The following is a 22751-nucleotide window of genomic DNA, read 5'->3' on the forward strand; positions in this document are numbered from 1 at the left end:
CATGTTTCAGCTACGCAGTACTGCGCCGGGGTATCCCAGCTGGCGCCACGCCTCATACACCACCACCGACACCGCATTCGACAGATTCATGCTGCGGCTGTCCGGCATCATCGGAATACGAATTTTTTGCTCGGCTGGCAAGGCATCAAGAATGGTGGCTGGCAGGCCGCGCGTTTCCGGGCCAAACATCAGATAATCCCCGTCCTGATAGCTCACGGCGCTGTGCGCTGGGGTGCCTTTGGTGGTCAGGGCGAACATGCGCTGCGGTTTTTCGGCTTCCAGAAACGTGGCGTAATCGTGATGGCGAACGACGGCAGTAAATTCATGGTAATCCAGCCCCGCGCGACGCAGGCGCTTGTCGTCCCACGTGAAGCCCATCGGCTCAATGATATGCAGGCGAAAACCGGTGTTGGCGCACAGCCGGATGATGTTGCCGGTATTGGGTGGTATTTCTGGTTCGAATAAAACGATGTTAAGCATGCTGCCCCCTTAATTGCGGGGGCAGAATAGCAGAAAAGAGCGGGACTATGCGACGCTGGGTTCCTGCGCGCGGCAGCGCAGCATTTTGTAGCAGGTTGCCGCAGCGGCCACCAGGGCGGGCACGCTGAGGATCATTAAAATACTGTCTGCCTGCCACTGCATGGAAAGAAGCTGGGCGCTGGTCATGGTTCCCGCCACGCCGCCAAAGCGGCCGATCCCCTGCATCCAGGCGATACCCGTGGCGCGGCACTCGGTAGGATAAAAGGTGGCCGCCAGGGTTTGCATTCCGGACTGTGCGCCATTCATTGCGATACCCATCAGGAAAATTAACCCGCCAAACAGAACGATATGGTTATGCTCAATGCCCAGCAAAAGAATGAGGCCCATTGTCAGCACGAAGCCGCCCGCGACTACCTTGTGCGCTTCCCAGCGGTCCATCATCCAGCCCGCAAGCAGAATGCCTGCGGTACCGCCGAAGGTGAACAGCGAGGTGAGCCAGGCCGATTCCGCCAGTGCATAGCCCATGCCCTGCATCAGCGTCGGCATCCAGCTCAGCAGGACGTAGTAAATAACCAGTCCCATAAAGTAGGTCACCCACAGCATCAGGGTACCGGGTAACCAGGGTTGGGAGAAAAGCTGCGCTACGCTCCCTTTCTTAGAGACGACCTTCTCTTCCGTGAGGAAAAAGCCCGTGACGCCATCCAGTGTGTTGCGCGCGAACCGGCTAGCGATGCGGCGAATCTGCATGACGTCTTTCCCGCGCTGCACCAGAAACTTCACTGACTCCGGTAAAAGCAGCGCCAGCAGCAGCGTTAAAATGAGCGGCGCAATCGCACCGGTCAGCAGCACGCTTCGCCAGCCATGGTGAGGAATAAGCCAGGAAGAGATGGCGCCGCCGCCTGCCGCACCCAGAGGAAAGCCGCAGTACATGGTATTAATGGCCATGGCGCGGCAGCGCTGAGGGGCAAACTCGGAGATAAGCGTGATGGCGTTCGGCATCGCGGCGCCGAGCCCCAGGCCTGTCAGAAAACGCCATAGCGTCAGGGTATTCAGGCTTTGTGCTCAGGCCGTGCCCAGACTCGCCAGGCCGAAGAACAGACACGAAAAGACGAGCACGCGTTTGCGTCCCACTCTGTCGGACACCGGGCCAGCAATAAGCGCCCCCAGCGACAGCCCCAGCAGCGCCGCACTCAGTACCGGCCCCAGATCCTGTTTATGTATTCCCCATTCGGCCGACAGCGTCGGCGCAATGTAACCCATCGCGGCGGTATCGAAACCATCGATCGCCAGAACCAGAAAGCCCAGCACAATCAGAAGCCAGTGAAACCCTGAAAAGCGACTTTCATCGATCACCTGCTGAATATCCACCCGACCTGAATACGTCATACGCTCCCCTCTGAATTGATGTTGTTTTTGTGTTCTTGTATTTGCTTGTCTATACAATTGCGGAGGGGCGGGTTGTGTCAAATTTTCTTATCTAATATGTTAACTGGATGTTATTTTCGACAAAAAAAGCGCCCGAGGGGGGGAATCGGGCGCGTGAAAAAAAAGGTTAACAGAAGAAGATCAGGCCGCGTTTCCTTGAGAAAGCGGGGCCAGCGCAGCAGGCAGTTTACTGAGTTCCTGCACCAGCGAATCCTTGCTAATTTCGCTAATCGTCTTCGCACCGGTCAGCGTCATCGCCACCTTCATCTCTTTCTCGATCAGGTTCAGCAGGTTCGCCACGCCCGCCTGACCGCTGGTGGCCAGCGCGTACAGGTACGCACGACCCAGCAGCACGCTGTCTGCCCCCAGGGCAATCATGCGTACCACGTCCAGCCCGTTACGAATGCCGCTGTCGGCCAGAATCGCGATGTCCCCCTTCACCGCATCGGCGATGGCGGGCAGCGCGCGGGCAGAAGAGAGCACGCCGTCGAGCTGGCGTCCGCCGTGGTTAGAGACCACGATCCCGTCCGCGCCGAAGCGCACCGCGTCGCGGGCATCTTCCGGATCGAGGATCCCTTTGATCACCATCGGGCCGTCCCAGAATTCGCGGATCCACTCCAGGTCTTTCCACGAGATGGACGGATCGAAGTTATTTGCCAGCCAGCCGATGTAATCTTCCAGTCCGGTTGGTTTGCCGAGATAGGTCGAAATATTTCCCAGATCGTGTGGACGTCCGTTCAGACCCACATCCCACGCCCACTGCGGGTGGGTGACGGCCTGCCAGTAGCGGCGTAGCGCGGCGTTTGGGCCGCTCATGCCGGAGTGCGCATCACGGTAGCGCGCACCGGGCGTCGGCATATCGACAGTAAAGACCAGCGTGGAGCAACCCGCCGCTTTCGCGCGCTCCAGCGCGTTACGCATAAAGCCGCGATCGCGCAGGACGTACAGCTGGAACCACATCGGGCGCTTGATGGTCGGGGCGACCTCTTCAATCGGGCAGACGGACACGGTGGAAAGCGTAAACGGAATGCCTTTAGCATCCGCCGCGGCGGCGGCCTGCACTTCGCCACGTCGGGCGTACATACCGCACAGGCCTACGGGCGCGAGCGCCACCGGCATGGAAAGCGTCTCGTTGAATAGCCTTGTCTCAAGGCTCAGGTCAGACATATTTTTCAGCACGCGCTGGCGCAGGGCCACTTCTGACAGATCTTCCACGTTGCGGCGCAGGGTATATTCGGCATACGCCCCGCCGTCGATGTAGTGGAACAGGAAAGGGGGCAAAATGCGCTGCGCCGCGGCGCGATAGTCACTGGCTGCTGAAATAATCATGCTTTGTTCTCCCTGGAAATATCGTTGTCGCCAGGCAGACGGGTAATGCGCGCCTGTCGGGCCTGATCTTCATCGAATCGTTTAATGGTGGTGTGCACGAAGCCGAGATGCGCCATCATCGCCTTGCGCGCGGCCTCGGCATCGCCCGCCAGAATGGCGTTGAGCACCGCCTCGTGCTGTTCGGTTAGCTGAGCGAAAACCGGCGGGACCAGATACATACGCTGGCGGCTCTGCTTTACGGAGGACTGCAGCAGGTCGAAGAAGCCGCGCATGGTCTGCAGCAGAACCACGTTGTGCGACGCCTCGGCAATCGCCAGGTGAAACCGCACGTCCGCCTGCGAGGCGATGTCCGGATCGCTGCTTTGCGTGGCTTCGAAACAGGCTTTGAGCTTCTCTTTGTCGGCCTCGGTTGCCCGCATTGCCGCGTGCCACGCGGTGCTGGTTTCGATGGCGTGACGCGCTTCAAGGATGTCAAAGCTGTAGTCCGGGTCGTTTTCCATCAGCGTTTTCAGCGGCTGGACGATATTTTGCTCGGACCAGTCATCATGCTGCCAGCGCACGAAAGTACCGCCGCCGCGACGGCTCAGCAGTACCCCTTCGTTAACCAGCGTCGCCAGCGCCTCGCGCAGTGAATTGCGCGACACGCCAAGCTGGGCGGCAAGCTGGCGTTCGGCGGGCAATTTCATGCCCGCTTCCAGATGTTGTTCTTCAATCAGCGCCCGCACGCGAGTGGCAATCTCGTCGGAGAGGCGTCTGGGCATCACTATCATGGAATCATCCAGGTTAAGACATAGGCCTGCAGCGTGGTAATAACGCCCACCATGCAGGTAAATATCAGGCTGTGTTTCACGGTAAAGCGGAACAGATCCGACTCTTTACCCACCAGTCCCACCGCGGCACAGGCAATGGCGATGGACTGCGGGGAAATCATCTTCCCGGTCACGCCGCCGGTGGTGTTAGCGGCGACCAGCAGCACGTCCGACACGCCAATCTGCTGCGCTGCCGTCGCCTGCAGGGCGGCAAACAGGGCGTTTGATGAGGTATCGGAACCGGTCAGGAACACGCCCAGCCAGCCGAGGAACGGCGAGAAGAAGGTAAACGCGTGGCCGGTATGCGCCAGGGCTAACGCCAGCGTCGACGACAGGCCGGAGTAGTTCGAGATAAACGCGAACGCCAGCACCATGCCGATGGAGTAGATCGGCAGCATCAGCTCTTTAATCGTCGCCGCAAAGGTCTGCACTGCGGCGGCAGGCTTCATGCGCAGCCACACCACGGAAAGGATAGCGGCAAACAGAATGGCCGTGCCGGTAGCGGAGAACCAGTCAAATTTGAATACCGCCGCGTACGGCGTGGCGTCGTGCACCACCGGCGGCATACGCGCGACCATCTTGTCGAGGAATGGCACGGAGATGTTAATCACCATGTCGTACAGCGCGCCACCAGGCGCGAACAGCGCTTTAAACGGTGGAACGCTCCACAGCGTCACGGTGGCGGTCAGGAACAGGAACGGTGACCAGGCGCGGACGATCTGCCCGGCCGTATAGCCCGTGCGGGCCAGAGTCTGATCCACATGTGAGGCACCCATATCGGCAAAGCGGAAGATGCGCACCGGCTGCCAGCGTTTCAGGAACAGCGTCAGACAGACCAGCGACACCAGGGAAGAGATAATGTCCGGCAGTTCAGGGCCGAGGAAGTTGGAGCTGAGATACTGGGCAATCGCGAACGAACCGCCCGCCACCATCACCGCAGGCCAGGTCTCTTTCACGCCGCGCCAGCCGTCCATAATCGCCATGATCCAGAACAGCACGATGATGGTCAGGAACGGTAACTGGCGGCCCACCATCTGGCCGATCTCAAAGCTGTCCAGCCCGGTCACCTGTCCCGCCACCAGAATCGGGATCCCCATCGCGCCAAAGGCTACCGGCGCGGTATTCACAATCAGGCACAGGCCCGCGGCATACAGCGGGTTAAAGCCCAGACCCACCAGCAGCGCCGCGGTGATCGCCACCGGCGCGCCAAATCCTGCCGCCCCTTCCAGAAATGCTCCGAAGGAGAAGCCGACGATCAGCATCTGCAAACGCTGGTCCGGCGTGATGGAGAGAATAGACGAGCGAATGATGTCGAACTGCCCGGTTTTTACCGAGATTTTGTAGACAAAGACGGCGGCGATGATGATCCACGCAATCGGCCACAGTCCGTAGAAGAAGCCATAGACGACGGACGCCAGCGCGCGATCGACCGGCATTTTGTAGAAGAACAACGCCACCATCAGGGCGATGGCAACGGTATACGTCGCGGCGAGGTAGCCCTTCAGCTTGAGCTTAATCAGCGCAAAGAAGAAGAACAGGATCGGAAGCGATGCGATCAGACTCGACAGCCAGATATTCCCGGCCGGATCGTAGTTTTGTTGCCAGAGGCTCATGCAGGTCTCCTGGGGACCACACAGTTAGCGTTGCGGGTGAGTCTCCGCTCATCTCTGCGTCACATTCTGTGTAAAAGTGGTCCTGCCAATGTTGTGTTGTAGGGTTAATGACAACAAATGGTTAACCAGATGTTATGGCCAGGCAATGAGTTTGTGAGCGAAAATAATGGAATTGTGAACCAGGGGAGGAAGAAAAGGGGAATTGGTTGGGCCAATTTGAAGCGGGGTGGGGTCTGATGCCCTCACCCCGGCCCTCTCCCACAGGGAGAGGGAGAATTATCAGAACGCGGTCTTACAAAAGCCCGTCATCTCTTTCAGGCCCATTTCGCGGCCAAGCTCGGTCATCGGGTGCACCACCACCAGGCCACGGACGCTTTTTTTCAGCTTGCCCATGTCGGCCTGCTCTTTTTTGGTGATCGCACGGCGGTGCGGCATGTTCATCAGCTTTTGCGCTTCTTTGCTCAGCTTCTGGCCTTTCACTTCGCGCAGACGCTCGATTTCTGTTTCCAGCGTGGCAGCTTCTTTCTCCAGCTCGGCGTACTTCTCAGCGGAATCAACCAGGGAAAGGCCAGCCATCTGGTGACGGATGAGATCCAGACGGTCGCTCAGGCGTTTAATTTCGTTCTTTTCGACTTCTTTCATGACAAATGACTCTAAATCGGGGGAATTTACAGGAAGGATACACCAATGTGCGCAGGCTTACTTCTGAAACGCTTTTTTTAAGCTGATTCGGGAAATCAGCTCAGTCAGGGAAAGAACCATGGTGGAACGGACAACCTGTTGATAACGCAGCTTTTGCATCGCGTACAGCTCAGGGTCGCTGTTATCAAAATGGGGCGCAGGGGGCAATGCGGTGACGCAGTGTAATTCGCCGAAAGGCCCAAGAATTTCATCATCAGTAAAGGTGTACTCATTACCGTCATGATTTAACTCTTCGCGTAATGCCATCAGCAATTCAGCGTCTTCATACTCTGGCCTGCTTAGCACGCCAAGGCCGTAAATCAGCTTCAGACGCACTGAAAGATCGCCCAGCGGTCCGTCTCCGTCCAGTAACGGTTCTACAGCATATTTTACCGCGTAGTCGTCTTTGCGAAACACCTGAAGCACCAGGATATTGACCGCCTCAGTTAACAGCTCGACGGCGGCAATCAGGAAACTTCGTACGGTTTTGCCAGCATTCAGACGCTCAAGCACACGGTTTTCAAAGGCCTGGGTTTGTTCCATTATTGCCTGCATATCTGACAATCTGTTATTCGGGCGCAGGCTAACCTGCGCCGGACTCTGTATCATTTGGTTGCGTTATATGCGCTCACCGCCTCCGCCACCACGTCGCTGTTGGCGTCCAGACCGGAAATCTGCGCCAGCGCAGCCTGCGCGCCGTTGTCATCAATCAGCTGAGCCAGCTCAATCGCCTGCGGATCCTGCTCGCTGCGGTAGTGCATTGCGGCCGCGATCCCTTTCACCAGGTTAGCGTGTGGCAGGCCGTATTCCAGCGTGCCCAGCAGCGGCTTAATCAGGCGATCGCCCGCGCTCAGTTTACGCAGCGGCTGACGACCCACGCGCTCAACGTCATCTTTCAGATACGGGTTTTCAAAACGACCGAGGATTTTCTGGATGTATGCTGCGTGTTTATCAGCATCAAAACCGTAGCGTTTGATCAGCACCGCGCCGCTCTCTTCCATTGCCCCTTTCACCACCGCGCGGATCTTCTCATCGAGGATCGCGTCACGAATGGTCTGATGACCGGCCAATTTTCCGAGGTACGCGGTTATAGCATGACCCGTGTTCAGCGTGAAGAGTTTACGTTCGACAAATGCCATCAGGTTATCAGTTAATTCCATCCCCGGGATGGTAGGCAGGGTGCCTTTAAACTGGGTTTTATCGACGATCCACTCGCTGAAGGTTTCAACGGTCACTTCCAACGGGTCGTTGGTTGCAGATTCTGATGGCGGTACGATACGGTCAACGGCGGAGTCGACAAAGCCGACGTGCGCTTCAACCCATGCTTTGTCTTCGTCAGCGACAGCCGCCAGAACGTGGCCTTTCAGCTGCGTGGTGCCGCGCACCATGTTTTCGCAGGCGATGATGTTCAGCGGAGCGTCGTTGCCCTGTGCTTTACGCTTCGCCAGACCTTTTGCCACCGCAGGCGCGATACGCTCAAGCACCACCGGACCTACTGCAGTGGTGACCAGATCAACGCTGGCAATCAAGTCGATAACGTCGTCGCCAATGCTGCTTACCGCATTCACGCCCGACACGGTTTCAACCTGCTCGTTTTCACCCACTACGTGGACCTGATAGCTATGACGGGCATTCAGGGCATCCAGGACCACCTGATTCACATCGGCAAACGTCAGCGTAATGCCCGCGTCTGCCAGCAGTTTGCCGATAAAACCACGGCCAATGTTACCTGCGCCAAAATGTAATGCTTTCATAGTATTAACCTTCATTAATGTTTTTACCCGAGAGGGCTGGGGTGAGGCTTTTCCCTCACCCTAACCCTCTCCCAAAGGGAGAGGGAATAGTTGGAACTTACTTGTTCAGCAGTGCCAGAACTTCTTCAACGCTTTCAGTCTGTGCCAGGCGCTCGATAACAGACTCATCGTCCAGCGCGTTGGTCAGGCTGGTAATCACCTGAATGTGCTCGTTGTTGCGTGCGGCAATACCAATCACCAGACGGGCGATGTCATCTTCTTCTTCGCCGAAGCGCACGCCGTCAGGGTACTGACAGAACACTACGCCCGTTTTCAGCACGCGGTCTTTTGCTTCAACCGTACCATGCGGAACCGCGATGGATTCACCCAGGTAGGTTGGGGTCAGTTTTTCACGTTCCAGCATTGCGTCAACGTATTCTGGCTGAACGTAGCCGCCTTTTACCAGCTGCTCACCGGCAAAGCGAATCGCTTCTTCTTTGTTGGTCGCGGTACGACCGAGGAAGATGTTTTCCGCGCCCAGTTTGAACAGGTGAGCATTGCTCTCGTCGAAGCTGTCCTGCAGGCTGCTACGCACTTTGACTTCATTGTCTTCGTGACGCTGGGCCGCAACCAGACGCTCTGTCAGGCTGGTGTACAGGCCGCTGTCGAGGAAGTTAGTCAGCGAAATGTGCTGCGCCTGAGGCACCTGACGCATGGCGCGTTCGGTCAGATCGCGGTGCGTGATCACCAGGTCAACGTCCGGCGGCAGGCTGTTAATCGCGCTGTTAGTGACAGAGATATTGGTCAGACCTGCATCCTGTACTTTCTTACGCAGCACGCCTGCACCCATTGCGCTGGAACCCATACCGGCGTCACAGGCAACGATAATTTTACGCACGTGGCTCAGGTCGTTAGAGACATCGCCAGCGGCCAGCGGGGTAGCGCCTTTAGATTCCGCTTTCATGTCGTGCATACGACGGGTTGCCGCTTCGATATCGTCGTCTTCTTTCACTTTGCTGGTTTTCAGCAGGATAGACGCCACCACGAAGGAGACCGCCATCGCCGCACAGATCGCCGCGATGTTAGCGAAGTAAGCCCCTTTTGGCGTCATCGCCAGTACCGCCAGGATAGAGCCCGGAGACGCTGGAGAAACCAGACCACCGCCCAGCACGCTCAGCGTGAACACACCCGTCATACCGCCGAGGATAACGGCCAGGATCAGACGTGGGTTCATCAGCACGTACGGGAAGTAAATTTCGTGGATACCGCCCAGGAAGTGAATGATAGCCGCGCCGCCCGCAGACTGCTTAGCGCTGCCGCGACCAAAGAACATGTACGCCAGCAGAACGCCCATACCCGGGCCCGGGTTCGCTTCAATCAGGAAGAAGATGGACTTACCGAGGTCATGGGACTGCTGAATACCCAGCGGTGAGAAGATACCGTGGTTGATGGCGTTGTTGAGGAACAGGATTTTCGCCGGTTCAACAAAGATAGACGCCAGCGGCAGCATGTCGTGCGCAACCATGAAGTTAACGCCTGCTGCCAGAATTTTGGACAGCACTTCAACCGCAGGGCCAATGCCCATGAACGCCAGAATCGCGAGGATCATCCCGATGATGCCCGCAGAGAAGTTGTTCACCAGCATTTCGAAGCCGGATTTGATCTTGCCATCAACCCAGACGTCGAATTTCTTAATCGCCCAGCCGCCCAGAGGACCGGCAATCATGGCGCCGAGGAACATCGGCATATCCGCACCGACGATAACACCCATGGTTGTGATGGCACCCACGACGCCACCACGGTCACCGCCGACCAGACGACCACCGGTGAAACCGATGAGCAGCGGCAGCAGATAGGTAATCATTGGACCAACAAGCTTCGCCAGCGTTTCGTTAGGCAACCACCCTGTCGGAATGAACAATGCAGTGATGATACCCCACGCGATAAACGCGCCGATGTTTGGCATCACCATGTTGCTGAGGAAACGACCAAAGCTTTGAACTTTGATCTTGAAATCGGATGACATAAAACACCCCTTCTTATGTTTACGCTTAGGCTTGCGGCCCGAGGTTTATCGTTAATGTGCGGCGGCAGAGGTAGCCGGGCCCTGTTCTGATGCTGTGAAATCTGGCACTGAATCGTTCAACTGTCCAGACAGCGAAAATTTGTGTGATCTCAGTCACGTAAATGTAGGGGGTGGGGCGAATAATGAAGTGATCTCCATCACAAAATCAGTGTGTAAAATAAATACAACGCGTAGAAAAGAAGCAAAACCACCCCTATTTTGTGATTGATGTCACATTTGGTCGCCGCGTGTTTGTTTCTGAGATGTGACAGGATTCACAAAATATTTTTATGCAGATTTGTCTGCATGTGATCCCTGGCAAACTTTGCTTTGCCATTCGCCGCCAGGATGAAAGCAAGCAACACGGAAAGCTAAAAAACCACTTTTAAGTTGTGGTATGGCGAAAAAGGAAAAGGTAGATTACGCTCATAATGTAAGGTTAAGTATATTATTATTCAGGATATATTTTGACACGCTTATAAACTTGCATGGAGATATTATAAAAACCGATACTCCCCGCCTTTGAAATAACAAGCATTGCTCTTTTGTTTAAAAATAAACTAATTAGGCTGCGCACTGTTTTATTAATTTAATGAGTTGACGTTGTTTAAGTGAGGAGAATATGTTTCTCAACTATTTTGCGCTGGGTGTATTGATTTTTGTGTTCCTGGTTCTGTTTTACGGAATCATCGCTATTCATGACATCCCTTATAATATGGCGAAAAAACGTAACCATCCCCATGCCGATGCTATCCATACGGCGGGGTGGATAAGCCTGTTTACGCTCCATGCCATTTGGCCGTTTCTGTGGATATGGGCCACGTTGTATCGGGAAGATCGCGGCTGGGGTATGCAGAACCATATCTCAAAACCGGATGAGGTGCCGGGTATGGATGCTCTGACCCAACGCGTAGCCGAACTCGAGCAAAAACTGGCCGCAGTGCAACCCGCTGCCGATAAAAATACGCTGGAGCGCTGATCATGGATTTGTTGATTATTCTGACCTATGTGGCCTTTGCATGGGCCATCTTTAAAATATTTCGTATTCCGGTCAACCAATGGACGCTCGCCACCGCAACCCTGGGTGGGGTATTTATTGTCGCGGGCCTTATCTTATTAATGAACTATAACCACCCGTATACCTTTACGGCGCAAAAAGCGGTTATTTCCATTCCGATCACGCCGCAGGTGACGGGAATAGTCACGGAAGTGACCGATAAAAATAACCAGCTTATTAAAAAAGGCGAAGTGTTATTTAAACTGGATCCGGGCCGCTATCAGGCACGCGTCGACAGGCTGAAGGCAGACCTGGTGACCGCCACGCACAATATCGACAATCTGAAAGCACAGCTCTCGGAAGCGGTCGCTAATACGACACGCGTGTCTGCTGAACGCGATCGTCTGTTTAAAGATTATCAGCGCTACCTGAAAGGCAGCCAGGCGAAGGTGAATCCGTTCTCTGAAAGCGATATCGACAACGCGCGTCAGAACTACCTGGCACAGGATGCGATGGTGAAAGGATCCGTTGCCGAACAAACGCAGATTCAAAGCCAGTTAGACAGCATGGTAAATGGCGAACAGTCGCAAATTGCTTCTCTTCGCGCGCAGCTGGCGGAAGCCACCTATAACCTCGATCAGACCGTGGTGCGTGCGCCAAGCAATGGGTATATCACCCAGGTGCTGATCCGTCCGGGTACGTACGCCGCCGCGCTGCCGCTGCGTCCGGTAATGGTCTTCATTCCTGAACAGAAACGCCAAATCGTGGCGCAGTTCCGCCAGAACTCGTTACTGCGTTTGAAACCGGGCGACGAAGCGGAAGCGGTGTTTAACGCACTGCCGGGCCAGGTGTTCACCGGTAAACTTACCAGCGTCCTGCCGGTGGTGCCGGGAGGGACGTATCAGGCGCAGGGCGCGCTGCAGGCGCTGACGGTCGTACCGGGCACCGATGGCGTGCAGGCGCTTATCGAACTGGAGCCAAACGCGGACGTTCATGCGCTGCCTGATGGTATCTACGCCCAGGTGGCGGTCTATTCCGACCACTTCGCCCATGTCTCGGTGATGCGTAAGGTCCTGTTACGTATGACCAGCTGGATGCACTACCTCTACCTCGATCACTAATCTCTCCCGAGGCAGGAATGCGATAAGCATACCTGCCTTTTTTCGCTGCTTGATCCATACTGACCTCTTTGTGAGCATTCAGGAGCAGGCAATGAAACTCATCGGCAGCTATACCAGTCCCTTCGTGCGTAAAATCTCGATTCTCCTGCTGGAGAAAGGGATTGAATTTGAATTCGTCAATGAACAGCCTTACAGCGCCGAAAATGGCGTTGCGCAGTACAATCCGTTGGGCAAAGTCCCTGCACTGGTGACCGATGGGGGTGAATGCTGGTTTGATTCGCCGATAATTGCGGAATACGTCGAACAACTCGGCGTTGCGCCAGCCATGCTGCCGGCCGATCCAAAAGCGGCGCTGGCCATGAAGCAAATCGAAGCGCTGGCAGATGGCATCATGGATGCGGGGTTAACCTCCGTGCGGGAGCTGGCACGGCCTGTCGCCCAGCAGTCGGAAACGGAGCTGCTGCGCCAGCGTGAAAAAATCAACCGCAGCCTGGACATGTGCGAGCAGCTCATTCGGGAAGGAAAAATTCAGGTCGATAGCGTGGATCTGGCAACCATTGCCATCGTCTGTGCCATTGGTTATCTCAACTTCCGCCACGTTTCCCCGGGATGGTGCGTCAACCGTCCGTTGCTGGTTAAGCTCGCGGAAACGCTTTGTCAGCGCGAGAGCTTTGCCCGTACCGAACCGCCAAAGGCTTGACGCGGGATATAACACTTCCCGCCAGGAGGCGGTACAATCCCGCCACATGTTAACTCCCTCTCCCGTCGGGAGGGGGGAAGATATTTACTCGCCGGGCGCATTATGACTACTCATCATTCCCTCTACAGCCAAATTCCTGCCACCGATCGTCTGCTTCGCGAACCGCGTATTCAAACCGCTCTGGAACAGTTCGGTCATACCGCGACGGTCGACATGCTACGCCAGCTTCAGGACGAAGCCCGACGCCATATTCAGGCTGAAAATGCGCTGCCCGCCTGGTGTGAGCTGTGGGGTGAGGAAGCGCAGAGAAGGCTGGGAGAGAAAACGCAAAGCGCGTTACGGCCGGTCATCAACCTGACGGGGACCGTGCTGCATACCAACCTGGGACGCGCGCAACAGGCTGAAGAGGCGGTCGCGGCGGTGGTGCAGGCTATGCGCTCGCCGGTGACGCTGGAGTACGATCTGGACGGGGCTGGGCGCGGTCACCGCGACCGGGCGCTGGCGGAGCTGCTATGCCAGCTGACCGGGGCGGAAGATGCCTGCATTGTAAACAACAACGCGGCAGCGGTACTGCTGATGCTGGCGGCGACCGCCAATGGCAAAGAGGTGGTGGTTTCCCGCGGCGAGCTGGTGGAGATTGGCGGAGCGTTTCGCATTCCGGACGTGATGCGCCAGGCGGGCTGTACGCTGCATGAAGTCGGCACGACCAACCGCACGCATGCTAAAGACTACCGCGCGGCGGTAAATGACAATACCGCGCTGCTGATGAAGGTCCACACCAGCAATTACCATATAGAAGGCTTTACCAAAACCGTTGATGAAGCGGAACTGGCGGCGATGGGGCGCGAGCTGAATGTTCCGGTGATTGCCGATCTCGGCAGCGGTTCGCTGGTGGATTTAAGCCAGTACGGTCTGCCAAAAGAGCCCATGCCGCAGCAGATGATTGCCGCTGGTGTGAGCCTGGTGAGTTTCTCCGGCGACAAACTGCTGGGCGGGCCGCAGGCGGGGATTATCGTCGGCAAGCGCGAGCTGATAGCCCAGTTGCAGCAACATCCGCTGAAGCGCGCGTTACGCGCCGATAAAATGACGCTCGCCGCGCTGGAAGCGACCCTGCGGCTCTACCTGCACCCGGAGAAGCTGGCCGAGCGCCTGCCTACGCTGCGCCTGCTGGGCCGTGACGCCGCCTCGATTCGCGCGCAGGCTGAATTGCTGTTGCCGCAGGTTGCGCCGCATTACCCCGATTTTGATGTGCGCATTGAGCCCTGTCAGTCGCAGATTGGCAGCGGATCGCTACCGGTAGACCGGCTGCCGAGCGAAGCGCTGACCTTCACGCCGCGTGATGGACACGGTGGCCACCTTGAGGCGCTGTCGGCGCGCTGGCGTGCGCTGCCAACGCCTGTGATTGGCCGTATTTACGATGGCCGAATGTGGCTGGATTTACGCTGTCTTGAAGATGAAGCGCGATTTCTGGAGATGCTGTTGAAATGATTATTGCCACCGCCGGTCACGTCGACCACGGAAAAACTACGCTGTTGCAGGCCATTACCGGCATTAACGCCGATCGCCTGCCGGAAGAGAAAAAGCGCGGCATGACCATCGATCTGGGTTATGCCTACTGGCCGCAGCCCGATGGCCGCGTGCTGGGCTTCATTGATGTACCGGGACATGAAAAATTTCTCTCCAACATGCTCGCAGGGGTGGGGGGGATTGACCATGCCCTGCTGGTGGTCGCCTGCGATGACGGCGTGATGGCGCAAACGCGTGAACATCTTGCGATCCTGCAGCTGACGGGCAACCCGCAGTTAACCGTCGCACTCACGAAAGCCGATCGCGTAGATGAGGCGCGCCTGAATGAGGTGCGCGATGAAGTACAGGCGACCCTGCGTGAATATGGTTTTGCTGATGCACCGCTGTTTGTCACCGTGGCGACAGAAGGGCGCGGTATTGACGAACTTCGCGATCGTTTGCAGCAGCTTACGTCACGTGAGCACCCCAGCCATCACCGCTTCCGTCTGGCTATCGACCGGGCCTTTACCGTAAAAGGTGCGGGACTGGTGGTGACCGGCACCGCGCTGAGCGGTGAAGTAAACGTAGGTGATACGCTCTGGCTGACGGGAGTGAATAAACCAATGCGCGTGCGTGGGTTACATGCGCAAAATCAACCCACTGAGCATGCCCATGCCGGGCAGCGTATTGCGCTGAACATCGCCGGGGATGCGGAAAAAGATGCCATCAACCGTGGTGACTGGCTGCTGGCTGACGCCCCGCCTGAGCCCACCGAACGGGTGATTGTTTCTCTCCAGACCCATGCGCCACTGACCCAATGGCAGCCGCTGCATATACACCATGCAGCCAGCCATATCACCGGGCGCGTATCATTGCTGGAAAACGATCTCGCCGAGCTGGTGTTTGATGCGCCGCTCTGGCTTGCGGATAACGACCGGCTGGTGCTGCGCGATATCTCGGCGCGGGAGACGTTGGCCGGGGCGCGCGTGGTGACGCTCAATCCACCACGTCGTGGCAAGCGTAAGCCAGAGTACCTGCAGTGGCTGGCGGCACTGGCGCAGGCCAGCGATGATAAGGCCGCACTGCGGATCCATCTGGAGCGTGGTGCGGTGAATCTCGCTGATTTTGCCTGGGCGCGCCAGCTGAGCGCTGAAGGGTTGCGCCAGTTAACCCGGGAGCCTGGCTTTATTCAGGCCGGTAACAACATGCTGAACGCGCCGGTTGCCGCACACTGGCAGCGCAAGATACTGAGTACGCTCGCTATCTACCATGAACAGCATCAGGATGAACCCGGTCCGGGGCGTGAACGTCTGCGACGCATGGCATTGCCGATGGAAGACGATGCACTGGTGCTGCTGCTGATTGAAAACATGCGGGAAAGCGGGGTGATTAAAAGCCATCACGGCTGGTTGCATTTGCCGGATCACAAGGCCGGTTTTACCGCCGAGCAAGAGGCGGTCTGGCAAAAAACGGCACCGCTGTTTGGCGATGAACCCTGGTGGGTCCGCGATCTCGCGCGTGAAACCCATACCGACGAGCAGCTGATGCGGCAGGTATTGCGTCATGCCGCACAGCAGGGGCTGATTGTGGCGATCGTTAAAGATCGCTATTACCGTAACGATCGGATCGTGGCATTCGCGAATCTGATCCGCGAGTTGGATCAGGCTCGTGGATCAACCTGTGCGGCAGATTTCCGTGACCAGCTGAACGTGGGTCGCAAGCTGGCGATTCAGATCCTGGAATATTTCAACCGTATTGGGTTTACGCGTCGTCGGGGTAATGACCATCTGCTTCGCGACGCGCAGCTGTTCCCTTAAGCGTTACGCATGACGAGCGAGTTTCTGCTTCGCCAGCCATACCGCGCCCAGTCGTCCTGCCTGGTTACCCAGTTCACAGGGCAGAATGGGCACCTTAAGCGCCTCCCACTCCTCGAATCGTTGTAGGTACTTATCGAGCAGGAGATAAATTTTTTCCTGCTCGCTTATCCCGCCGCCAATCAGCACTGCCTGGGGATCGAACATCGAGATCACGCTGTAAACCCCGCGCGACAGAAAATGCGCCCAGGCTTCAATGGCTTCGCGCAGATGCACGTCACTTTCCATACGTTTAAACAGCTCTTCCCCGTGGGGCATTTCGTCTTCCGACAGCGCCAGCGCACGGCTGCAGGCTTTCATCAGGCCACTGGCAGATGCCACCTCATGCATCGGTTCGCCCTTGTCCCCTACGGGCAGCACGCCAAATTCACCTGCACGGTAATGCGACCCGCGATAGAGATCGCCTTCCATCACAATCCCGCCGCCAATGCCCGTTCCAATGGTGATGCAGACGAAATGTTCGTAGTCCTTACCTGCGCCCTGCCAGCGTTCGCCCAGTGCCGCACAGTTAGCGTCATTTTCCACGGTAACGGGAAGATCGGTCAGCCCGGCAAACAGCTCGCACAGGTTTTCACCATCAAGATACTCAAGTGCCCCCGCTTTTGCCGCTTCGCCGGTATGGTGGTTAATATGGCCGGGAAAACTGACGCCAATGCCGACAATGTCATTTTCCTGACGGTACTCTTCGACAACGCTTTTCCATTTCTCTTTGAATGTGTTTGTATCCTCAGGGGTATCGTACTCATCGGACGTGAGTTCCTTGCCGTTTTCATCAATCACGCCGTGTTTGATGTGGGTTCCGCCCACGTCAAAGCCGATAAATAGCTGCATCGCATCGTTCCTCATGAGCCCTTGAGCTGTTAAGTATGGCTCAGCGGCAGAAACGAAACGTAAAGTACGGTAATCCGTGATACGCCTCGTAAACCCGTCACCGGTTGGCGAGAAAATCGCCAGCGGGAGCTACCCTTGTTGTACACCAACAGCAAGGAGACGGTCATGACAAACAATCCTCCCTCATCACGTATCCAGCCTGGCGAGTATGGTTTTCCCCTCAAGCTGAAGCCCCGTTATGACAACTTTATTGGCGGCGACTGGGTGGCCCCCGTCGACGGTGAATACTATTCCAACCTCACGCCCGTCACTGGCCAGCCGCTGTGCGAGATAGCCAGCTCCGGCAAGCGCGATATCGACCTGGCGCTGGATGCAGCGCACAGAGCTAAAGATAAATGGGGGCAGACTTCCGTTCAGGACAGAGCCACGATGTTGTTCAAAATCGCCGACCGGATGGAGCAGAATCTGGAGCTGTTAGCCACGGCTGAAACCTGGGACAACGGCAAACCGATCCGTGAAACCATGGCGGCAGATGTGCCGCTGGCGATTGACCATTTCCGTTATTTTGCCTCCTGTATTCGTGCCCAGGAGGGGGGAATAAGTGAAGTTGATAAAGACACCGTGGCGTACCATTTCCACGAGCCGCTGGGTGTGGTGGGGCAAATCATCCCGTGGAACTTCCCGCTGCTGATGGCGAGCTGGAAAATGGCGCCCGCGCTGGCGGCCGGGAACTGCATCGTGCTCAAACCGGCGCGTTTAACCCCGTTGTCGGTGCTGCTGTTGATGGAGGTGATTGGAGACCTGCTGCCGCCAGGCGTCATTAACGTCGTCAACGGCGCCGGGGGCGAGATTGGGGAATATCTCGCCACCTCAAAACGCATCGCTAAGGTGGCGTTTACCGGGTCGACGGAAGTGGGCCAGCAAATCATGCAGTATGCGACCCAGAACATCATCCCGGTGACGCTGGAGTTGGGCGGAAAATCCCCGAACATCTTCTTCGCTGACGTTATGGATGAAGAGGACGCGTTCTTTGATAAAGCGCTGGAAGGATTTGCGCTGTTTGCCTTCAACCAGGGGGAAGTGTGCACCTGTCCAAGCCGCGCGCTAGTGCAGGAGTCCATTTATGAGCGCTTTATGGAGCGGGCAATCCGTCGCGTGGAGTCGATTCGTAGCGGTAACCCGCTCGATAACGTCACGCAGATGGGCGCGCAGGTGTCGCACGGGCAGCTGGAAACCATTCTTAATTACATAGATATAGGTAAGAAAGAGGGCGCAGAGGTCCTGACCGGTGGCCGCCGTAAGGTGCTGGGGGGGGATCTGCAGGAGGGTTACTACCTTGAACCGACAATCCTGTCCGGTCAAAACAACATGCGCGTCTTCCAGGAGGAAATTTTCGGACCTGTGCTGGCCGTAACGACCTTCAAAACCATGGAGGAGGCGCTGGAGATTGCTAACGATACGCCGTATGGCCTGGGGGCGGGCGTCTGGAGCCGTAACGGAAATCTGGCTTACAAAATGGGGCGCGGTATTCAGGCCGGACGCGTTTGGACCAACTGCTATCACGCCTATCCGGCGCATGCGGCATTTGGTGGTTACAAGCAGTCGGGTATTGGGCGAGAAACCCACAAAATGATGCTGGAACATTACCAGCAGACTAAATGTCTGCTGGTCAGCTATTCCGATAAACCGCTGGGCCTGTTTTAGGTACCTAAATCAGGCCGTCCCTGGACGGCCTGATTGATTTGCTGGCGCAGGCAGTTCAGTACACCGTCCAGAACATATTGTACGCGCCAGGGCTGATATTCGCGCTTGCGGAATATTGCTGTCAGATCGAGCCACCACTCTTCCTGATGTGGGAAACAGGGGACCAGCATGCCATGCGTCAGTTCTTTTTTTAGACTTTCTTTTGGCGCGAAGACAATACCAAGATTATTTCGAGCCAGTTCAAGCGCCGTCTGCGTATTATCACAAATATAATTCCCGGTCACTTTATAGTCTTGCGCCTCTTCACTGCCGTGTACGCGGAAACGCCAGATGTTGGCATCATCTACTAACATCGAGTCTATTAATATACACGAATGATTTATTAAGTCTTCCGGCCCTTTAATGGGGTGTTTAGTTAAATACTCTTTGCTGGCAAATGCGGTGACGGAATATTTTGTCAGCACGCTGGCGACCAGGTTTTCATCTTTTGGCTGGGCGTAAGTAATGAGAATGTCGCAATCGTCTGGAAACGTCACACCGTCGGAAAACTCGTTCCGATCAAGGTTATAGGTTTTTAACGACAGGCGAATATCACCAATCTCTTCAATCTTATGGATCACATGACGCGCCAGATAGGTCACGATACCTGTCGGGGCGTAAATCGTCACTTTGCCGCGTTTTTCATGTTTATAATCGGCAATAAAATTAATGAGTTGGCTATTTTTATCCAGTGTGGCATTCACATAAGGCAGCAACGCCTCACCGAATTGCGTCAGCGCCAGCTGGCGTGTCGTACGTTCAAACACCTTGAGTCCAACGCGGGTTTCAAAATCGGACAAATATTTGCTGACATTGGCCTGTGCCATCCCCAGCAGGGCAGCGGCATCGCCAATACTGTGGGTGGCGGCGATGACGGAAATAATTTTTAATTCACGCGGTTTCAACTGCAAGCTATTCATCATGCACGCCCATCTATATGATTTTATATATAGTATTATATAAACGGCAGCGTTGCTTTGGCAAATTTGTAACCATTATTATGCGCCTCGCTTGTTCGGCGTTTAAATGGATTACATAGAATGACTGTTAAATATAATTTACTCATCGCTGCCGCATTATTTTCGACATCATCGGTAATGGCTGGCGACTTTTCACTAGGGGCGGGGGCGGTATTTAACGAGTCGCCTTACAAAGGGTATAACGAAAATACCACCGCTGTACCGTTAATTAGCTACGAAGGCGATAACTTCTATGTGCGTCAAACCACGGGAGGATGGATCCTGTGGAAAGACAGTAAGAATGAATTCAGCCTGACCGCATCCTGGATGCCGCTGCATTTCGACCCGGATGACAATGACGATCATCAGATGAAGCATCTTGATGAGCGTAAAGCTTCGGCATTCCTCGGCGGCGCGTACTACCACCATGAAAAATGGGGTTCCCTGAAATTTGCCGTTTCCGGTGACGCGATGGATGAAAGCGGCGGCGTGGTGGGTGAAATTTCTTACTTCCGCCCAATCCGCATGGAACGCCTGACGCTGACGCCTTCTGTGGGCATTTTCTACAGCGATGAAAGCTATAACGACTACTACTACGGCGTGTCTGGCAGCGAGTCTCGCCGCTCAGGTCTGGATGAATACACCGCAGGCGACACCTGGACGCCATACGTTGGCCTGGCGGCAAAATATCAATTAACCCAGAACCTGTACCTGAATGCCAGCGCGGTCTACACCGTGTTGCCTGACGACGTGAAGAACAGTCCGATGATTGACCGCGACGACAGCTTCGCGCTGATGACCGGCCTGACCTGGCGTTTCTGATAACCTAAAGCCGGGTGGCGGCTCTGCCTTACCCGGCCTACATAGGGCATGGAGGCAGATCGTAGGCCCGGTAAGCGCAGCGCCACCGGGCAGCTAACCGCAGTTAATTATGCTTCATCCACCCATATCCGCATTCCCCCCTCTCCCCGGTTAGCCCAGCTAAACCAGGGAATAAAGGTCAGCATCTGGGGCTGACGTTGTACCGGCGAGCGATCGTACTGCCACAGCGCATCTGTATCCTTCACGTGACACCCAATCCCCTCTGCCTGTATCAGCATCTTGTGCGCGAAAATCCCTTTCCCTTCAAAGACTCTGAATTCGCTGTTTTCAGGCAGAGAAAGGTGATGAAGATTGGCACCGTTATCGGCCTCTTCCAGGCAGTAAACCAGCGGTCCGCGCTGCAGGGCGACTTTCCCCGCCTGCTGGCGGACCTGTGGGTTGCCATACACCCGGCGAACCGGCATAGGTAACGTTAGCGTAATGACGTCACCCTCCTGCCAGCTGCGGGTCAGATAAAGGTATCCACGGGAGATCTCGCCCGTTACCGCTTCACCATTTAATAAAACGTCAGGCGTGGCGCCCCAGTCCGGCAGCCGCAGGGCGAGCGTATGCGTGACGGGAGCAGTCGAGGTAATGTCGATTTTTACCTGTTCATGCCACGGATAGTTACCGCTAATTCGCAGCGCCAGGGTTTCGTCGCCAACCGGTATGGCGACATCGTTGCCCACGTAAAGGTTAATAAAAAGCGCATCCTGGCGGACGGTATAAATGTAGTGCCCCAGCGAGGTCAGCACGCGGGCGATATTCGGCGGGCAACAGGCGCAGCCAAACCAGCGCTGGCGGACGGGTTTCACATGATCGAAGATATGGTTGAACGCCAGCGTTTTCGGGTGCACTTCCAGCGGATTCACATAAAAGAAATGCTTACCGTCCAGCGCCATTCCGCCCAGTACCGTGTTGTATAACGCGCGCTCCATCACGTCGGCGTAGTGGCCGTCGGCCTCCATCTCCAGCATCCTGCGGGCAAACATCATCAGGCCGATGGAGGCACAGCTTTCGGCATACACCGTATCGTTGGGCAGATCGTAATCGCTGCTGAATGCCTCGCCGCTGCTTTGCGAGCCGATTCCACCGGTAATGTACAGCTGGCGCTGCGCCATATTTTTCCACAGCCGCAGACAGTCCTGCCGTTTACCCTCGTCATGGCTCAGGCGCGCCAGATGCGCCATGCCCGCCATCAGGTAGACAAAACGCACCGCGTGGCCGATGGCCGTTTGTTGTTCAGAAAGCGGCTGATGCGCCTGGCTGTAGGCTTTGTCCTTGACCATCCAGGCAGGGCCATAGGTGTTCCAGTATGATGTTCTGCCGCGTTTCTCGTATTCGATATCATAAAAGTGAGGCTGCACACCGCGTTGTTCGATGAAATATTTCACCAGCGTGAGATAGCGGGGCTCCTGCGTGATGTCGTAAAGCCTCATCAGCGCCAGCTCGATTTCCGGGTGGCCCGGATAACCGTGTAGCTGGTTTTCGCCGGGGCCAAACACGCTGTCAATATGGTCCGCTAGCCTGCAGACAACATCCAGCAGATGGCGTTTCCCTGTGCCCTGGAAGTACGCCACACCCGCTTCAATCATATGCCCGGCGCAGTACAGCTCGTGGCATTCGGCCAGATTCGTCCAGCGCTCGTTGGGCGCTTTCACCGTAAAGTACGTGTTGAGATAGCCATCGTCACATTGCGCCGCCGCGACCAGCGCAATCACCTCGTCGGCGGTTTTTTCCAGTTCAGCATCCGGTTTCTGGCACAGCGACCACGCCACGGCTTCGAGCCATTTCGCGACGTCGCTGTCCTGAAATACCATGCCGTAGAAATCGCCTTGCTCCAGGCCCGCCGCAATGCGGAAGTTGGTGATGGCGTGGCTGGGTTCGGCTTCCGTCACGCGGTCGTTTAGCGCATCCCACTGGTAGGGGATCACCACCTCACGCACCAGCCGTTGATACTGCCCGAGAAACGGGTCGTTAATTTTCAGTTTGTGCAGATCGGCTTCCATAATGGACATCGTGTT

18 protein-coding genes and 1 pseudogene are annotated in these 22751 nt (G+C 56.1%); 7 read left to right on the plus strand and 12 right to left on the minus strand.

Going from position 1 to position 22751, the window contains the following annotated elements; all coding sequences use genetic code 11:
* Window positions 1-6: 6 nt before the first annotated feature.
* From trmL to ENTMO_RS0122865, 9 genes and pseudogenes are all read right to left on the minus strand, one after another.
* A complete protein-coding gene (gene trmL, locus ENTMO_RS0122825) occupies window positions 7-480 on the minus strand; it encodes a tRNA (uridine(34)/cytosine(34)/5-carboxymethylaminomethyluridine(34)-2'-O)-methyltransferase TrmL (RefSeq protein ID WP_010436675.1) in 474 nt (157 codons plus the stop codon).
* 45 nt (window positions 481-525) lie between these two features.
* Window positions 526-1866 (minus strand): annotated as a pseudogene (locus ENTMO_RS24480) (MFS transporter).
* A 180-nt stretch (window positions 1867-2046) separates the two neighbouring features.
* The gene (lldD, locus tag ENTMO_RS0122835; protein WP_010436676.1) at window positions 2047-3234 is read right to left on the minus strand and encodes an FMN-dependent L-lactate dehydrogenase LldD; all 1188 of its coding nucleotides are present in this window, start codon (window positions 3232-3234) and stop codon (window positions 2047-2049) included.
* Window positions 3231-4004: a transcriptional regulator LldR gene (gene lldR / locus ENTMO_RS0122840; RefSeq protein WP_010436677.1), complete on the minus strand. Its 774-nt coding sequence runs from the start codon at window positions 4002-4004 to the stop codon at window positions 3231-3233. Before lldR ends, lldD begins: the two co-directional genes overlap by 4 nt.
* Window positions 4001-5656, minus strand: coding sequence for an L-lactate permease (lldP, locus tag ENTMO_RS0122845; protein WP_010436678.1), 1656 nt, complete (start codon window positions 5654-5656; stop codon window positions 4001-4003). The genes lldR and lldP overlap by 4 nt, the downstream gene beginning before the upstream one ends.
* Window positions 5657-5935: 279 nt before the next feature.
* Entirely contained in the window at window positions 5936-6298 is a 363-nt protein-coding gene (locus ENTMO_RS0122850) for a YibL family ribosome-associated protein (protein WP_010436679.1), read from the minus strand.
* Between the two features lie 57 nt (window positions 6299-6355).
* A complete protein-coding gene (mtlR, locus tag ENTMO_RS0122855) occupies window positions 6356-6946 on the minus strand; it encodes a mannitol operon repressor MtlR (protein ID WP_010436680.1) in 591 nt (196 codons plus the stop codon).
* Window positions 6943-8091, minus strand: a complete 1149-nt coding sequence (gene mtlD / locus ENTMO_RS0122860) for a mannitol-1-phosphate 5-dehydrogenase (protein WP_010436681.1) — start codon at window positions 8089-8091, stop codon at window positions 6943-6945. Before mtlD ends, mtlR begins: the two co-directional genes overlap by 4 nt.
* Window positions 8092-8188: 97 nt before the next feature.
* Entirely contained in the window at window positions 8189-10096 is a 1908-nt protein-coding gene (locus tag ENTMO_RS0122865) for a PTS mannitol transporter subunit IICBA (protein WP_010436684.1), read from the minus strand.
* Between the two features lie 661 nt (window positions 10097-10757).
* On the opposite strand from ENTMO_RS0122865, the gene ENTMO_RS0122870 reads away from it, so the two are divergent.
* The 5 genes from ENTMO_RS0122870 to selB all read left to right on the plus strand — a co-directional run bounded on the left by ENTMO_RS0122870 (window position 10758) and on the right by selB (window position 16276).
* Window positions 10758-11114, plus strand: coding sequence for a DUF3302 domain-containing protein (locus ENTMO_RS0122870; RefSeq protein ID WP_010436687.1), 357 nt, complete (start codon window positions 10758-10760; stop codon window positions 11112-11114).
* Window positions 11115-11116: 2 nt separating this feature from the next.
* Window positions 11117-12253 carry an HlyD family secretion protein gene (locus ENTMO_RS0122875; protein ID WP_010436690.1) on the plus strand — a complete coding sequence of 379 codons (1137 nt, stop codon included), beginning with the start codon at window positions 11117-11119 and terminating at the stop codon, window positions 12251-12253.
* A gap of 91 nt (window positions 12254-12344) precedes the next feature.
* Entirely contained in the window at window positions 12345-12953 is a 609-nt protein-coding gene (locus tag ENTMO_RS0122880) for a glutathione S-transferase (RefSeq protein ID WP_010436693.1), read from the plus strand.
* Window positions 12954-13055: 102 nt separating this feature from the next.
* Entirely contained in the window at window positions 13056-14441 is a 1386-nt protein-coding gene (selA, locus tag ENTMO_RS0122885; protein WP_010436696.1) for an L-seryl-tRNA(Sec) selenium transferase, read from the plus strand.
* On the plus strand, window positions 14438-16276 hold the full coding sequence (selB, locus tag ENTMO_RS0122890; protein WP_010436698.1) for a selenocysteine-specific translation elongation factor: 1839 nt from the start codon (window positions 14438-14440) through the stop codon (window positions 16274-16276). The genes selA and selB overlap by 4 nt, the downstream gene beginning before the upstream one ends.
* Window positions 16277-16279: 3 nt before the next feature.
* On the opposite strand, the gene ENTMO_RS0122895 is transcribed toward selB, so the two are convergent.
* Window positions 16280-17164, minus strand: a complete 885-nt coding sequence (locus ENTMO_RS0122895; RefSeq protein ID WP_010436701.1) for an ROK family protein — start codon at window positions 17162-17164, stop codon at window positions 16280-16282.
* Between the two features lie 165 nt (window positions 17165-17329).
* Here ENTMO_RS0122895 and exaC point away from each other — a divergent pair, with 165 nt between their 5' ends.
* Window positions 17330-18868: an acetaldehyde dehydrogenase ExaC gene (exaC, locus tag ENTMO_RS0122900; protein ID WP_010436704.1), complete on the plus strand. Its 1539-nt coding sequence runs from the start codon at window positions 17330-17332 to the stop codon at window positions 18866-18868.
* Here exaC and ENTMO_RS0122905 read toward each other — a convergent pair.
* The gene (locus ENTMO_RS0122905) at window positions 18865-19830 is read right to left on the minus strand and encodes a LysR family transcriptional regulator (protein WP_010436707.1); all 966 of its coding nucleotides are present in this window, start codon (window positions 19828-19830) and stop codon (window positions 18865-18867) included. The genes exaC and ENTMO_RS0122905 overlap by 4 nt on opposite strands.
* 117 nt (window positions 19831-19947) lie before the next feature.
* Here ENTMO_RS0122905 and ENTMO_RS0122910 point away from each other — a divergent pair, with 117 nt between their 5' ends.
* Entirely contained in the window at window positions 19948-20688 is a 741-nt protein-coding gene (locus ENTMO_RS0122910; protein ID WP_010436710.1) for a MipA/OmpV family protein, read from the plus strand.
* Window positions 20689-20795: 107 nt separating this feature from the next.
* On the opposite strand, the gene ENTMO_RS0122915 is transcribed toward ENTMO_RS0122910, so the two are convergent.
* Window positions 20796-22745 (minus strand): glycoside hydrolase family 127 protein, encoded by a 1950-nt coding sequence (locus ENTMO_RS0122915; protein WP_010436712.1) that lies wholly within the window; start codon window positions 22743-22745, stop codon window positions 20796-20798.
* Between the last annotated feature and the right edge of the window lie 6 nt (window positions 22746-22751).

Source organism: Enterobacter mori LMG 25706 (assembly GCF_000211415.1).
GTDB classification, from domain to species: domain Bacteria; phylum Pseudomonadota; class Gammaproteobacteria; order Enterobacterales; family Enterobacteriaceae; genus Enterobacter; species Enterobacter mori.